The 13,956-nt window shown below is 69.0% G+C and carries 8 protein-coding genes; 2 read left to right on the top strand and 6 right to left on the bottom strand.

The features are described 5' to 3' along the window. Positions 1-3 precede the first annotated feature (3 nt). Positions 4-4,182, bottom strand: coding sequence for a HAMP domain-containing protein (locus tag ACTWQA_RS32520; RefSeq protein WP_443162826.1), 4,179 nt, complete (start codon positions 4,180-4,182; stop codon positions 4-6). A 462-nt stretch (positions 4,183-4,644) separates the two neighbouring features. Between ACTWQA_RS32520 and ACTWQA_RS32515 the strand changes: the two genes are divergently transcribed. After that, positions 4,645-5,847: a PP2C family protein-serine/threonine phosphatase gene (locus ACTWQA_RS32515; RefSeq protein ID WP_443162825.1), complete on the top strand. Its 1,203-nt coding sequence runs from the start codon at positions 4,645-4,647 to the stop codon at positions 5,845-5,847. A 122-nt stretch (positions 5,848-5,969) separates the two neighbouring features. Here ACTWQA_RS32515 and ACTWQA_RS32510 read toward each other — a convergent pair whose 3' ends face one another. From ACTWQA_RS32510 to ACTWQA_RS32495, 4 genes are all read right to left on the bottom strand, one after another. Then, entirely contained in the window at positions 5,970-7,736 is a 1,767-nt protein-coding gene (locus ACTWQA_RS32510; protein ID WP_443162824.1) for a prolyl oligopeptidase family serine peptidase, read from the bottom strand. A gap of 144 nt (positions 7,737-7,880) precedes the next feature. After that, positions 7,881-8,960 carry a putative RNA methyltransferase gene (locus ACTWQA_RS32505; RefSeq protein WP_443162823.1) on the bottom strand — a complete coding sequence of 360 codons (1,080 nt, stop codon included), beginning with the start codon at positions 8,958-8,960 and terminating at the stop codon, positions 7,881-7,883. 82 nt (positions 8,961-9,042) lie between these two features. Continuing rightward, positions 9,043-10,158 (bottom strand): sensor histidine kinase, encoded by a 1,116-nt coding sequence (locus tag ACTWQA_RS32500; RefSeq protein ID WP_443162822.1) that lies wholly within the window; start codon positions 10,156-10,158, stop codon positions 9,043-9,045. Continuing rightward, the gene (locus tag ACTWQA_RS32495; RefSeq protein ID WP_443162821.1) at positions 10,155-10,817 is read right to left on the bottom strand and encodes a response regulator transcription factor; all 663 of its coding nucleotides are present in this window, start codon (positions 10,815-10,817) and stop codon (positions 10,155-10,157) included. The genes ACTWQA_RS32500 and ACTWQA_RS32495 overlap by 4 nt, the downstream gene beginning before the upstream one ends. Before the next feature lie 142 nt (positions 10,818-10,959). On the opposite strand from ACTWQA_RS32495, the gene ACTWQA_RS32490 reads away from it, so the two are divergent. Beyond that, positions 10,960-12,498 carry a hypothetical protein gene (locus ACTWQA_RS32490; RefSeq protein ID WP_443162820.1) on the top strand — a complete coding sequence of 513 codons (1,539 nt, stop codon included), beginning with the start codon at positions 10,960-10,962 and terminating at the stop codon, positions 12,496-12,498. Between the two features lie 39 nt (positions 12,499-12,537). Here ACTWQA_RS32490 and rho read toward each other — a convergent pair whose 3' ends face one another. Continuing rightward, a complete protein-coding gene (gene rho / locus ACTWQA_RS32485) occupies positions 12,538-13,647 on the bottom strand; it encodes a transcription termination factor Rho (RefSeq protein WP_371825709.1) in 1,110 nt (369 codons plus the stop codon). Positions 13,648-13,956 lie beyond the last annotated feature (309 nt).

Below are 13,956 nucleotides of genomic sequence, written 5' to 3'. Positions count from 1 at the left end.
CGATCACGACCCTTCGGCTGACGAGTCAGAAGTGGCCCCTCGGCCGCGGCTCAGCCAGCCGCGCAGGCGTTCGAGCAGGCGGTCGACGTCGACCGGCTTGGGCACGTAGTCGGACGCGCCCGACGCGATGCTCTTCTCCCGGTCGCCCCGCATGACCTTGGCCGTCAACGCGATGATCGGCAGGTCGGCGAACTGCGGCATGCGCCGAATCGCCGAGGTCGTGGCCCAGCCGTCCATCTCCGGCATCATGATGTCCATCAGCACGAGCGCGACGTCCTCGTTTCGTTCGAGCTGCTCGATCCCCTCCCGGCCGTTCTCAGCGTAGACGACTGTAGAGCCGTGTCGCTCCAGCACGCTGGTCAGGGCGAACACGTTGCGGATGTCGTCGTCCACGATGAGGATCTTCGCGCCGCTGAGCGGGTCGTCACCCTGCCACTGGACAGGCGTCTCGATCGGCGGCTCGACCAGCTCGGGCATCGGCAGATCGAGCGGCATCGGCGGCTCGGGCACGGTGACGGTGGCAGGCTCGTCCGCGGGCGAGGCCATGAGCTGCCGGCGTCCCGCGCTCCCGTCCGTGGCGGCCAGCGGCCCGGTGTACGAGGCCGGCAGGTAGAGCGTGAACGTGCTGCCCTTGCCGAGCTCGCTGTCCACGTGGATCTCGCCGCCGAGCAGCCTGGCGATGTCCCGGCAGATGGCCAGGCCCAGGCCCGTGCCGCCGTATTTCCTGCTCGTCGTGCCGTCGGCCTGCCGGAACGCCTCGAAGATCACGTCCCGCTTGTCGGGCGCGATGCCGATGCCGGTGTCGATCACCTGGAACGCCAGCAGGTCCCTGGCGTCGTGCAGCGTGTCGTCGTCGAAGTCCACCCCGGGCGGCGCCACCGCGACCCGCAGCTTCACCTCGCCGCGCGGTGTGAACTTCACCGCGTTGGACAGCAGATTACGCAGCACCTGCTGCAGCCGCTGCTCGTCGGCGCGCAACTCGCTCGGAACATCGGACTCGACGTCCACGCTGAACGACAGGCCCTTGTCCTGGGCGAGCGGCGCGAACGCCGCCTCGAGCAGATCGACCATCTTGGGCAGCGACACTTGGATGGGGTGGATGTCCATCCGGCCCGCCTCGACCTTCGACAGGTCGAGCATGTCGTTGATCAGCTGGAGCAGCGCGGATCCTGCGCTGTGGATCGTACGGGCGAACTCGACCTGCTGCGAGGTCAGGTTGCCCTCGGCGTTCTCGGTCAGCAGCTTGGCCAGCACCAGCAGGCTGTTGAGCGGCGTGCGCAGCTCGTGCGACATGTTCGCGAGGAACTCGGACTTGTAGCGCGAGGACACCGCGAGCTGCTCCGCGCGCTCCTCCAGCGTGCGGCGGGCCTGCTCGATCTGGAAGTTCTGGATCTCGATCGCGCGGTTCTGCTTGGCCAGCAGCGCCGCCTTGTCCTCCAGCTCGGCGTTGGACCTGCGCAGCTCCTCCTGCTGGCGCTGCAGCTCGTCCGAGCGCTCCTGCAGCTCGCGGGTGAGCCGCTGCGACTCGGTCAGCAGGTCCTCGGTGCGGGAGTTGGCGATGATCGTGTTCATCGTGACACCGATGGTCTCGACGAGCTGCCGCAGGAAGTCCAGGTGCACCTCGCCGAACGGGGTGAACGAGGCCAGCTCCAGCGCGCCGAGCACGCGGCTCTCGAACAGGATCGGCAGCACCACGATCTGCGCGGGCGTGGACTGGCTCAGCCCGCTGTCGATGGTGATGAACTGCGGCGGCACGTCGTCGAGCACGATGGGCCGGCCTTCGGCCGCGGCCTGGCCGACGATGCCCTCGCCGATCGCGAAGCGCTGACGCGGCGCCCGGTCGGGACGCACGCCGTAGCCGCCGATCAGCACCAGCTCGTGGTCGCCCTCGGGATCGATGCCGTAGAAGGCGCCGTAGCGGGCCGACACCAGCGGCGTCAGCTCGCTCATCGTCAGCTTGGCCACCTCGTAGAGGTCCCGGTGGCCCTGCATGAGCCGGGAGATGCGGGCCAGGTTGGACTTGAGCCAGTCCTGCTCCTGGTTGGCCTGGGTGGTCTCGCGGAGGTTGGCCACCATCGAGTTGATGTTGTCCTTCAGCTCCGCCAGCTCGCCCTGCGCCTCGACGGCGATCGAGCGGGTCAGGTCGCCGCGCGCCACGGCGCTGGTCACGGTCGCGATCGCACGCACCTGCGTGGTGAGGTTGCCGGCCAGCTCGTTGACGCTCTCGGTGAGCCGCTTCCACGTGCCCTCGACGCCCTCGACCCGGGCCTGGCCGCCCAGCTGGCCCTCCGAGCCCACCTCGCGGGCGACTCGGGTGACCTCGGAGGCGAAGGACGACAGCTGGTCCACCATGCGGTTGATGGTGGTCTTCAGTGCCAGGATCTCGCCCTGGGCGTCCACGTCGATCTTGCGCATGAGATCGCCGTTGGCGACCGCGGTGGTGACCTCGGCGATGTTGCGCACCTGGTAGGTCAGGTTGTTGGCCATGAAGTTGACGTTGTCGGTGAGGTCCTTCCAGACCCCGGACACGCCCTGCACCCGCGCCTGGCCGCCCAGCTGGCCCTCGGTGCCCACCTCGCGGGCGACTCGGGTCACCTCGGAGGCGAAGGACGACAGCTGGTCCACCATCGTGTTGAGGGTGTCCTTGAGCTGCAACATCTCGCCCTGGGCGTCGACCGTGATCTTCTTCGACAGGTTGCCCTGCGCCACCGCGGACGAGACGGCCGCGATCTGGCGCACCTGAGAGGTCAGGTTGTTGGCCATCGAGTTGACGTTGTCCGTCAGGTCCTTCCAGACCCCGGACACGCCGCGGACCTGCGCCTGGCCGCCCAGCTGGCCCTCGGTGCCCACCTCGCGGGCGACTCGGGTCACCTCGGAGGCGAACGACGACAGCTGCTCGACCATCGTGTTCATGGTCGACTTGAGCTCCAGGATCTCGCCCTGGGCGTCCACGTCGATCTTGCGGGTGAGGTCGCCGTTGGCCACGGCCGTGGTCACCTGGGCGATGTTGCGCACCTGGTAGGTGAGGTTGTTGGCCATGGAGTTGACGTTGTCGGTGAGGTCCTTCCAGACGCCCGACACGCCCTTCACCTCGGCGCGGCCGCCGAGCTTTCCTTCGGTGCCGACCTCGCGGGCCACGCGGGTGACCTCGTCGGCGAAGGAGGACAGCTGGTCCACCATCGTGTTGAGGGTGTCCTTCAGCTGGAGGATCTCGCCCTGCGCGTCGACCGTGATCTTCTTCGACAAGTTGCCCTGGGCCACCGCCGTCGCCACGGTCGCGATGCTGCGCACCTGAGAGGTCAGGTTGTTGGCCATGAAGTTGACGTTGTCCGTCAGGTCTTTCCAGACCCCGGACACGCCGGTGACCTGCGCCTGGCCGCCGAGCTGGCCTTCGGTGCCGACCTCGCGGGCGACTCGGGTGACCTCCTCGGCGAAGCCGGACAGCTGGTCCACCATCGTGTTGACGGTGTTCTTCAGCTCGAACATCTCGCCCACGGCGTCGACCGTCACCTTGCGGCTCAGGTCGCCCTTGGCCACCGCCGTGGTCACGACCGCGATGTCGCGCACCTGCGCGGCCACGCGCGAAGACATCGTGTTGACGGCCTCGGTGAGGTCGCGCCAGCTGCCCGACATGCCGCGCAGGTTGGCACTGCCGCCGAGGCGGCCCTCGGTGCCGGCCTCGCGGGCCACCCTGGTCACCTCGGAGTTGAACAGCGCCAGCTGATCCACCATGCCGTTGATGGCCTTGCCCAGGCGGCGCACCTCGCCACGGGCCGACCGGTCGAGGTCGATGCGGCGCGAGAGATCGCCCTTGGCGACCGCGTCGATCACATCGGCCGCGCCGCTCACCGGGCTCACCAGGGCCTCGATCAGCTGGTTGACCGACTCGACGCTCTCCGCCCACGCGCCCACGCCGGGGCCGGGCGTCAGCCGCTCGCTGAACCGGCCCTCCTTGACCACTTCCTTACGGACGCGTACGAGCTCGTTGGACAGATGCTCGCGACGATCGGCCACCTCGTTGAGCAGCAGCCGTATCTCGCTGAGAATGCCGGGAGGCGCATGAGGCACCCGACGCCGGAAGTCACCGTCACGCCAAGAGAAAAGAGTCTCCAGGACGGGCACGAGATCCGATTCGGTGTACGTCCTCTCCTCGGGGCTTAGCGCGGCCTTGGCCGTGGTCATGGGGCCTCCTTCACTCGCTGCCTGCCTCGGCGAGTGATTCAAGTCTGTCACGATGAGTAGCTCGTAGTCCTGTCCTTGGATTTACCCCAAGTCAGTGGGAAGTGTGGTAGGCACGGTTGGATGACTGCTTCTCCCCATGCGGTGCTGGCCGCGACGTTCGCGCCCGGCGAGACCGCTGTGACGGCTGCGATGAGGTTCACGCGTGAGGTGATGACCGCGTGGGCCACTGGTGGCGTGCTCCATACTGCCGAGCAAGTCGCAGGGGACTTGGCCGAGCAGGTCGCTGACGAGCCATTTGAGGTCATTTGGAAGCATTTCGGGAACGCTGTACAGATCGAATTCCGGCAACGAAGCGTCTCCCAGAGTGATCCAAAAGCTCCTTCCTCGAACGTGGAAGAGTGGGGAGTCACCTTCGCGGGCGATTCCCGTGTCCATTGGGCTAGGCTCACGCTACCTGGCTCCGTGGACAGGGTCGCAGCCGAATGGCTGGAGGAGAGGTCCACCGGACCTCATTGGCTGGGGTTCCTGGCTGACGCGAGCGACTTGCTGGCAGGCACTCTCGACCCCGACATGGTGCCGGCGATCATCGCCCAGATTGTGGTGCCGAGGTTGGCGAGTTGGTGCGCCGTCTACACCTCCGACGGCGCCGCCGGACCGCTGCGGCTGGTCTATCTGTGGCATGCCGACGAGGCCAGGATCGACGGGCTGCGCGAGCAGTTGGCGGACATGGACGTCGGCGCCGCCGGCACCAGCGTCACCTCCACCCTTCACCTGGCCGACTCGCAGGTGCTGGCGGTGCCGCTGACGGCGCGCGGGCGCAGTCTCGGCATGATGTGCCTGGGCCGGCCCGACCGGTTCCGTGACGAGGTCATCCAGTTCGCCGACGACATCGGCAGGCGCGCCGCGCTGGCCATGGACAACGCCAGGCTCTACGCCCAGCAGGCCGCCGCCAACCGGGCGCTGCAGCGCAGCCTGCTCCCGCCCAACGAACCGGACGTGCCGGGGCTCGACTACGGCGTCATTTACGAGCCCGCCGGCGAGGTCAACGAGGTCGGCGGCGACTTCTACGACCTGTTCAAGGCGGGCGACGACTCGTGGCGGTTCGCGATCGGTGACGTCTGCGGCACCGGCCCGGAGGCCGCCGCCGTGACCGGCCTCGCCCGGCACACGCTGCGGCTGCTGGCGCGGGAGGGATATGGGGTGGCCGCCGTGCTCGGCCGGCTCAACCAGGCGATCCTGGAGGAGGGGGAGCGGGCCAGGTTCCTCACGCTGCTGCACGGCGACATCACCCCCGTGGAGACCGGTCTGGAGGTCCGCCTGGTGTCGGCGGGGCATCCCGAGGCGCTGCGGCTCAAGCCGAACGGCAAGGTCGAGACCGTCACCACGCCGCAGTCGTTGCTCGGGGTCTTCCACGAGGTCGTGTTCGAGGCCGACACCCTCCATCTCGACCACGGCGACGTGCTGCTGGCCGTCACGGACGGGGTGACCGAGCGGCGCTCCGGCGGGCGCCTGCTCGACGACGACGGCGGCTTGGCCAAGCTGCTCGCCGAGTGCGCCGGACTGTCGGCCAGGGCGGTGGCCGAGCGCATCCGCAGGGGCGCGGCCGAGTTCGCCTCCGAGCCGAGCGCCGACGACCTCGCCATCGTGGTGCTGCGCGCACGCTGACGCGTGGGCGGCGTGGTGCTCGATGAGGACCTCCCGATGTACGGCGGTGCGCGCGATCGTGACAGCGGTCAGGCCCGACGGTCAAGACCGTCGGGCCTGCAAGTCCTTACAACCTGTCAACCTCAGTGTGCATTCACGTGCTTTCGCGCGAATTCGAGCTGCACCGCGATCTGCGCGATCCGCTCCGACACCACGAGCGAGCCGCGAATGGCGTCGTAGGTGTAGACCTCATGCTCGCGGCCGTGCTCGGCGAGCGTGGCCACGTACTTCTCGATCTGGCGGAGCGGGCAGCGCGTGTCGTTCTCGCCGGCGAGGATCAGCAGAGGGGCCTTCACCTGGTCGGCGTACGTGATCGGGGAGCTGGTGGCATACCGCTCGGGCTGCTCGTCGGGTGAGCCGCCGAGCAGCGCGCGGTGGTAGGCGCGCAGGCTCTCGGCCTCGTCCTCGTACGAGGTCTGGTGGCAGGCGATCGGGACCGCCGCGATGCCGGCCGCCCACAACTCGGGTTGGGTGCCGAGGCCGAGCAACGTGAGATAGCCGCCCCACGCCGAGCCGGCCAGCACCAGACGGTCCGGGTCGGCGATGCCGCGCTCGATCACGCAGTGGCGTACGGCGGCCACATCGGCCAGCTCGATGTGCCCCACGTCGCCGTGCAGCGCGTCGCGCCAGGCCGAGCCGTAGCCGGTCGAGCCGCGGTAGTTGACCCGCACGACGGCGAAGCCCGCGTCCACCCAGGCCGCGACGGTGGGTGAGAACGCGTCGCGGTCGTGTGCCGCCGGCCCATGGTGCAGCAGGAAGACCGTGGGGTGGGGCGCGGTGCCGGTCTCCGGTTTGGAGATCAGCGCGTGGATGCGGCCGCCCTCGCCCTCGACGTCGATGTCCTCGACGGGCACACTGGGCGGCGCCGGCGGCCCACCGGGGTTGATCACGACCTGTCCGGTGCTGGAGCGGATGACCGGCGGGCGGGAGGCGCTGGACCAGGAGTATTCGACGTGGCCGCCGGGCCGGGGAGCCGCCTCGTCGATCACGCCGTGCGGCGTGTCGATGAGGGTCAGGCCGCCGCCGGCCAGGTCGTAGCGGTGCAGGTAGCTGCGGGCCCGGTCCTCGCGCAGGATCAGCAGGCCGCGGCCGTCGTCGTACCACTCGGCGTCCAGGTCGCCGGAGTCCTTCAGCCAGATCTCGCGCTGTTCGCCGGTCACCGGGTCCCAGACCAGGGGCTCGTGGCGCTGGCGGCGCTCGTGCAGGGCGAGCAGGCGGCGGTCGCCCACGACAGGGGCGAAGTGGAGCCCGAGCACGCCCTTGCCGGGGCCGTCGTACAGCTCGCTGACGGTCTCGCCGTTGGCGCGGACGACGCGGAGCGCGGGGTGACGGAAATCGCCGTACTCACCGTGATTTATCGCTATGAGCGAGCCGTCGAGGGACATGTCGCACACCCAGGCGGCCTCGGTGTGCTCGTAGAGCAACCGGTCCGGCTCGCCCTCGCGTACCAGGTGGATGCGGAAGGTGCTGTCGCTGGCCAGGCTGATCGCCGCGACGCCGGTCGTGGACAGCGCGATGCCGCAGGGCTGGCCGGGCGGCAGGCTCGGGGCCACCGGCTCGTCGGGGCCGCCGGTGAACGGCTGGCGCCACCATCCGCCGAACTCGTCGCCGTCGGTGTCGGCGAACCAGTAGATCCACTGGCCGGTGGGGTCGATGGCGGCGTACGCGGTGCCCTTGGGCCGGTCGGTCACCTGCCGGATGGCGCCCGTCACGCGATCCCAGGCGTAGACCTCCCACGTTCCCGTGGCGTTGGAGCGGTAGATGGAGCGGTTCGGAGCCTGACGCGCCCAGGAGGGCAGCGTCATGCGCGAGGCCCGGAACCTGGCCTGCCAGCGTTCCTCCGCCTTCATCCGGCGCGCCCCCTCCCATTGCTGTCCCGCGTGTCCCGGCTCGGGATGCCGTCCAGTATTGCGCCTACGCCGGGGAAATACGTCAGGAATGTGGGGGAATTTCGGTCTAAATACCCCATCAGTAACACCAGTCGCACACGTCCGTCAAGGAACAGGACTTGATCGGGGTACGGGCTCGAAGGTAGATAGGTGAAATGCCGCGTGCGTCACTACTTTCTGCCGACTTTTCGCGACTTCTGCGGCTTCCGTGACTTTCGTGTCCTTCGCGGCATTTCGGGAGACATATCCCGCGATGCGCTGCTCAAGGTCGGCCACGTCGGCGTGCCAGGCACTCGGGCCCATCCCGACCACCTGGGCGATGTCCTCGGGGCTCAGCTCCATGTCGAACTCGATCGAGCGCCGCCCGGTCTCCGCGAAGCCCTCCATGCTGCGCGCGACCCTGCGCTCCTTCTCCTCGTCCACGGAAAGCAGTCCCAACTCCTCGACCAGCGGGCTCAGATGTGTCCGCGCGGGCGTGACGACCACCACGACGCCATCCGGCCGCAGGATCCTCCTGAACTCGGGCCCGTTCCTGGGCGCGAAAACGTCGATCACCACATCGGCCACCCCATCCCGGATGGGGAGGGGCCGCCACACGTCGGCCACAAAGGCTCCCGCCCTCGGATGCACCCGCGCCGCCCGGCGTACAGCGTGCTTCGACACATCGAACGCCATCCCGATGCCATCGCTCACGGCATTGAGCACGGTCGCCAGATAGTGTCCGGTTCCCGTGCCGGCGTCGACGATCACCGGTGCGGTCCTGCCCTCCGCGCGGCGACCCTCGACGTTGTCCCGGTCTGACACAGGACCTCCTGCTGGTCCCACGCCGTAACCGGCCTCCATTCCCGCCCCACGGTACGCCTTCAGCACGCTGCCGTCATTCGTTTCGGTGGACGACTCGCGTTCTAGTGGACCGTTCTGCCCTGATGTGTGCTCCAGCACGCTTTCGGCCACGGCGGCGGCGAGGGGGGCGTAGTGCCCCGCGTCGAGGAACTCGGCCCTGGCTGCCACCATCGCCGCGCTGTCGGCGGTGCCCGGCGGTCTGGAGCCGACGAGGAGGCTGACGTATCCCTGCTTGGCCACGTCGAACGCGTGCCCGTCGGCACACCGCAGCGCCTGCTCCTCCAGCCGCACCCCGGCGCGGCATACGGGGCAGACGAGGTATTCGACGATGTCAGCCAGCATGTGCCCCATTCTGGTCCACCGCCACGGAGTTACCTATCGGGGCTGGAGAGGGGTGCCGAAGGGGAGCAGCCGTCCCCAGACGTCAGGGATGGTGCGGATGAGCTCCGTGGGCGAACCGCACGGTGATGGACAGGCCGCCTTCGGGACGCGCGCTGGCGGTGAGGGTGGCGTGGTGGGCTTGGGTGACGGCGTTGACGATGGCGAGGCCGAGGCCGTAGCCGTCGCGGTGGCCGCGACGATTGGGCGCCAGTTTCTGAAAGGGTTGGAAGAGCCGCTGGATCTGGTTGTCGGGGATGACCGGCCCGCTGTTGGTGACCGTCAGGGCCACCTCCGTGCCGGAGGTCTGAGTGGTGATCTTTACGTGCCCGTCCGGGCGGTTGTGGCGGATGGCGTTGTCGATGAGGTTGGCGACGAGGCTTTCGATCAGTCTGGGGTCCCCGGCCGTCACTGCGGGCGTGAGGTGTTCGGCCAGGTCAATGCCTGTCTCCGTGGCTTGGTCGCGGCGGGAGGCGAGCACTCCTGCGACGATCTGGGTGAGGTCGAGGGTGTCCCACCGGGTGATGCCGCGCTCGCTGGTGGCCAGAGCGAGCAGCGCTTGCAGGAGTCGCTCCTGGTGTTCGCCCAGAGCGAGGGCCTCCCGGCAGATCGAGCGCAGGTCCTCGGCGTCGGCGTCGGGGTCGGCGAGGGCGACTTCGAGGAGGGTACGCAGGCCGGCGAGCGGGGTGCGCAGCTCGTGGGAGGCGTTGGCGACGAAGTGGCGTTGGGCGTCGAAGGAGGCTTGAAGGCGGGCGAACAGGTCGTCGAGGGTGTGGCCGAGTTCGGTCAGCTCGTCCGCAGGCTCGCCGAGGTCGAGGCGCCGGTGGAGGTTTCCGGCGGAGATGATTTTGGCGGTGGTGGTGATGGCGCGCAGCGGGTGCAGGAACCGGCCGGCGACGTACCAGCCGAGAGCCAGGGCGACGGGAATCAGTATGACCAGGGCGACGGCGGATCCGGTGAGGAGTTGGGGCAGGCTGATCCCGGGCCCTGCTTCGATGATCGTGCCGGATGAGGAGGGGCCTTTGGGCGTGGCCATGTGGATGCTGGCCAGCGGGACGTTGACGAATATGAGCACGAAGGTCCCGGCGGCGTAGATGCCCGCCGCGTAGGCGAGCGCGAGCCGCGTCTGCAGGGACCTTCTGGTGAGCGTCTGGGAGGTCATGACGGTCCGATGCGGTAGCCGCCTTCGCGGATGGTCTCGATCACGGGCGGGTCGCCGAGCTTGGCCCGTAGCCGGTGCATGGTGTGCTTGACGGCGCTGCTGAAGGGGTCGGCGGCCTCGTCCCAGACGCGTTCGAGCAGGTCCTCGGCGGAGATGACCAGGCCGGGTACGGCGAGCAGGCATTCGAGCAGGCCGAACTCCCTGGGGCTCAGCTCCAGGCGCCGGCCGGCCCGGAACGCGATACGGCGGGCCGGATCGAGGGTGATGTCCCCGCAGGCCAGGGTGGGCGGTAGCGGCGGGGTGGCGCGGCGGGCCAGGGCACGAACGCGCGCGACCAGTTCGGCGAACGCGAACGGCTTGGGCAGGTAGTCGTCGGCGCCGAGGCTGAGCCCGTCGACGCGGTCCTCGATCGTGCCGGAGGCGGTGAGCATCAGTACGCGGGTCTCACAGCGGCCGTGGGCGAGTCGCCGGCAGATCTCGTCTCCGTGGACGCCGGGCAGGTCGCGATCGAGGATCACCACGTCGTAGCGGGTGGCGGCCAGGCGGTCGAGGGCGGCGGTTCCATCCAGGACGATGTCGACGGCCATGCCCTCGCGGCGCAGCCCGGTTCCGATGGAGCGGGCGAGGACCTCGAAGTCCTCGACGACGAGGACCCTCACCGCCCCTTACCGCCAGTCATCGTGTGGCCGAATCTGCCGCCGGGTCGAGGTGCCATGCTTCGACGATGCCAGATCCCAGGTTCCAGCCGGGTCGCAGCGGCTGCGACCGGGCTGGAACCGGGTGCCGCGTACAACCGTCGGCATGAGTTCATTCACGCCTCACCGATCCAATCAGCGGGCCGGGCAGGACCGTTTCCCTCAGTTGCTGCGCGCGGAGTGGACCAAGTTCCGCTCCGGGCTGGGCTGGGTGCTCGCCATGGTGGCCTCTGTGCTGGTCACCGTGTCGCTCGGACTGCTGATCGCCGGGGGTGCCCGCAGCGCCTGCGTGACCGGGAAGGGGGAAGGCCCCTGCCCCGCGCCTTTGGTGGGTCCCGATGGTACGGCGGTGAGGGACAAGTACTACTTCGTGCACCAGCCGCTCAAGGGGAACGGCAGCATCACCGCCCGCGTGTCGGACATGACCGGGCAGATCCGGCTGCCGGACGTCGTGCCCGGAGTGCGCAATGTCAAGGAGGGAGTGGTGCCGTGGGCGAAGGCCGGGCTCCTCCTCAGGCAGAGCCTCAAGCAGGGCTCACCGTACGCCGCCGTCATGCTCACGGGAGATCACGGCGTGCGGATGCAGTACAACTACACCCACGACGTGCCCGGCGGTCCTCACAATGGCCCGCAGTGGCTGCGGCTGACCAGGTCGGGCGACACCGTCACCGGCTACGAGTCGGACGACGGCAAGACGTGGACCGAGGTCGCCACGGTCACGTTGACCGGGCTGCCGGAGACGGTCGAGATCGGGCTGTTCGCCACCTCACCAGGCGCCTTGTGGGACATGGCGAAAGCCTTCGCCCAGGCCACCGCCACCTTCGACCAGATCACGCTGCAGGGCGCGAACGGTTCGTGGCGCCGCGACGACGTCGGCGTCTCCATGGAGTCCGACGGCAAGACCCCGCATCACCCGGGCGGGGTCGTCGAGTCCGGTGACAAGCTCATCGTGACCGGGGGAGGTGACATCGGGCCCGCCACGGTGGAGGGCGGCCTGCGCGCTGACCTCATGCTGATCGGCGGGGCCGTGGGGCTGATCCCGGTGCTCGTGGCGGCGGTCTTGTTCTTCACCGCGGAACACCGGCGGGGTCTGATCGGGACCGGTCTGCCGGCCGAGTCGCATCCAGCGCGGCTGCTGGCGGCCAAGGCGCTGGTGGTCGGCGCGGTCGCGTTCGTGGCGGGGCTGGTGACCTCGGGAGTCGTGGTCCCCATCGGCCTGGCGATGTTGCGCGCCAATCAGAACCCGATTCAGCCGATCACCTTGGGTACCGAGCTCCGGGTGATCGTCGGCTACGCGGCGCTGACCGCGGTCGCCGCCGTGCTGGCTCTGGGCCTCGCCGCGCTGGTCAAGCGGGGGATCGTCGCCATCGGGCTGGCCATCGCGCTGGTCGTCGTGCCTCACCTGCTGGCGAGCGCGGGGCTGGCGCCATGGCTGCTGATGATCACCCCTGCCGCCGGGTTCGCGATCACGCAGAGCATCCCCACGTTCGCGCATGTGGACGTGGACCAGTCACTGCTCGGGGGCTATCATCCGCTCCCGCCATGGGCGGGTTTGACCGTGACCTTCGGGTACGCGGCCCTCGCCCTAGGGGCGGCGATAGCCGTACACCGCGGGAAGACTTCACGTCAGGCTCCGCTCCCCTAGAGGTATGGCGCGGTGGCGCCCGTGGGGATGGGAGGCGGGTCAGGCGGCGGTTGCGGCCTCGAGGAGGAAGGCGGCGTTGGACGACGTGGCGCGGAGCTTGTCGACGAGGACCTGGAGTCCTTGCTGCTTCTCGAGCCCGGTGAGCATCCGCCGCAAGCGCCAGACCACCTTCCGCTCCTCCGCGTGCAGCAGGATCTCCTCCCGCCGCGTCCCCGAGCTCTCCAGGTCCACGGCCGGGAACAGCCGCCGCTCGGCCAGCTCGCGGGTGAGGTGCAGCTCCATGTTGCCCGTCCCCTTGAACTCCTCGTACAGGTTGTTGTCCATCCGCGACCCCGTGTCGACGAGCGCGGTGGCGAGGATGGTGAGGGAGCCGCCGCCCTCGACGTTGCGTGCGGCGCCGAAGAAGCGCTTGGGCGGGTAGAGCGCGCGGGCGTCGATGCCGCCGGTGAGCACGCGCCCGCCGCCGGGGGCCAGGTTGTTGTACGCCCGCCCCAGCCGGGTGAGCGAGTCGAGCAGCACCACCACGTCCCGTCCGGACTCGACGAGCCGCTTGGCCCGCTCGATGGCCAGCTCGGCGACGGTGGTGTGGTCGTGGTCGGGGTGGTCGAAGGTCGAGGAGTAGACCTCGCCCGCGATGGTGGCCCGCATCTCGGTGACCTCCTCGGGCCGCTCGCCCACGAGCACGACCATGAGGTGCACCTCGGGGTGGTTGCGGGTGATCCCGGCGGCCAGCGCCTGCAGGACCATGGTCTTGCCGGCCTTGGGCGGCGCGACGATGAGGCCGCGCTGTCCCTTGCCGATGGGGGCGAACAAGTCGATGACGCGCGTGCTGAGCGACTCGGTCTCGATGGTGAGCCGTTCGGTCGGGTGTACGGGCGTCAGGTCAGCGAACGTGGGCCGCCCGCGCCACTGCGTGTCGCCGTTGACGGACTCGACGCGGGCGAGCTTGTTGCCTGCGAAGGAGGCGACGACGTGGTCGCCCGGCCGCAGGTCGAACTGTTTGATTTTCTCGGGAAGCACGCGCACGTCACCCGGTCCCGGCAGGTGCTCGGCCCGGATGAACGCGGATTTTTCGCGTATGTCCAGGAGGCCGCTCACCTGCCGCACGGGCACGTCCGCACGCTGTTCAGGAATGGTGTGCACAGACATGGTGAAACCCCTTTGGGGGAATGCGCCGGACCCGTGAAGGCCGGCGAGTGATGAAAGGAAGCCGGGCCCCGTAACGCGGGGCGAGGCTGAGATCGAAGATCAGCGGAGCTGTGGCTCAACGCTGGTTGGAACATACCACACGATCTGACCTACCAAACGCCTAGCCCTCTTGGGCTATTCCCGGGCGATTCTCGGGTCTTCGCGCACACGCACGGGACACGCCGCGTGACAATCTTCTTCTCGACACCGTACTCCGGGGAAAATTACCGCGGCCGGTGTATCGAAGGACACAGAGCCCCCATCAGCGCA

This window comes from Nonomuraea sp. 10N515B (assembly GCF_052245915.1).
Classification (GTDB): domain Bacteria; phylum Actinomycetota; class Actinomycetes; order Streptosporangiales; family Streptosporangiaceae; genus Nonomuraea.
The sequence above is the reverse complement of the archived record's forward strand: the minus strand, read 5'-3'. Positions and strand labels throughout refer to the sequence as shown.

Excerpts from the sequence above, each read along its gene's own strand:
- ACTWQA_RS32500 (WP_443162822.1), bottom strand. The coding sequence starts at position 10,158 with ATGACCTCCCAGACGCTCACCAGAAGGTCCCTGCAGACGCGGCTCGCG.
- ACTWQA_RS32505 (WP_443162823.1), bottom strand. The coding sequence starts at position 8,960 with ATGCTGGCTGACATCGTCGAATACCTCGTCTGCCCCGTATGCCGCGCC.
- ACTWQA_RS32520 (WP_443162826.1), bottom strand. The coding sequence starts at position 4,182 with ATGACCACGGCCAAGGCCGCGCTAAGCCCCGAGGAGAGGACGTACACC.
- ACTWQA_RS32490 (WP_443162820.1), top strand. The coding sequence starts at position 10,960 with ATGAGTTCATTCACGCCTCACCGATCCAATCAGCGGGCCGGGCAGGAC.
- rho (WP_371825709.1), bottom strand. The coding sequence starts at position 13,647 with ATGTCTGTGCACACCATTCCTGAACAGCGTGCGGACGTGCCCGTGCGG.
- ACTWQA_RS32510 (WP_443162824.1), bottom strand. The coding sequence starts at position 7,736 with ATGAAGGCGGAGGAACGCTGGCAGGCCAGGTTCCGGGCCTCGCGCATG.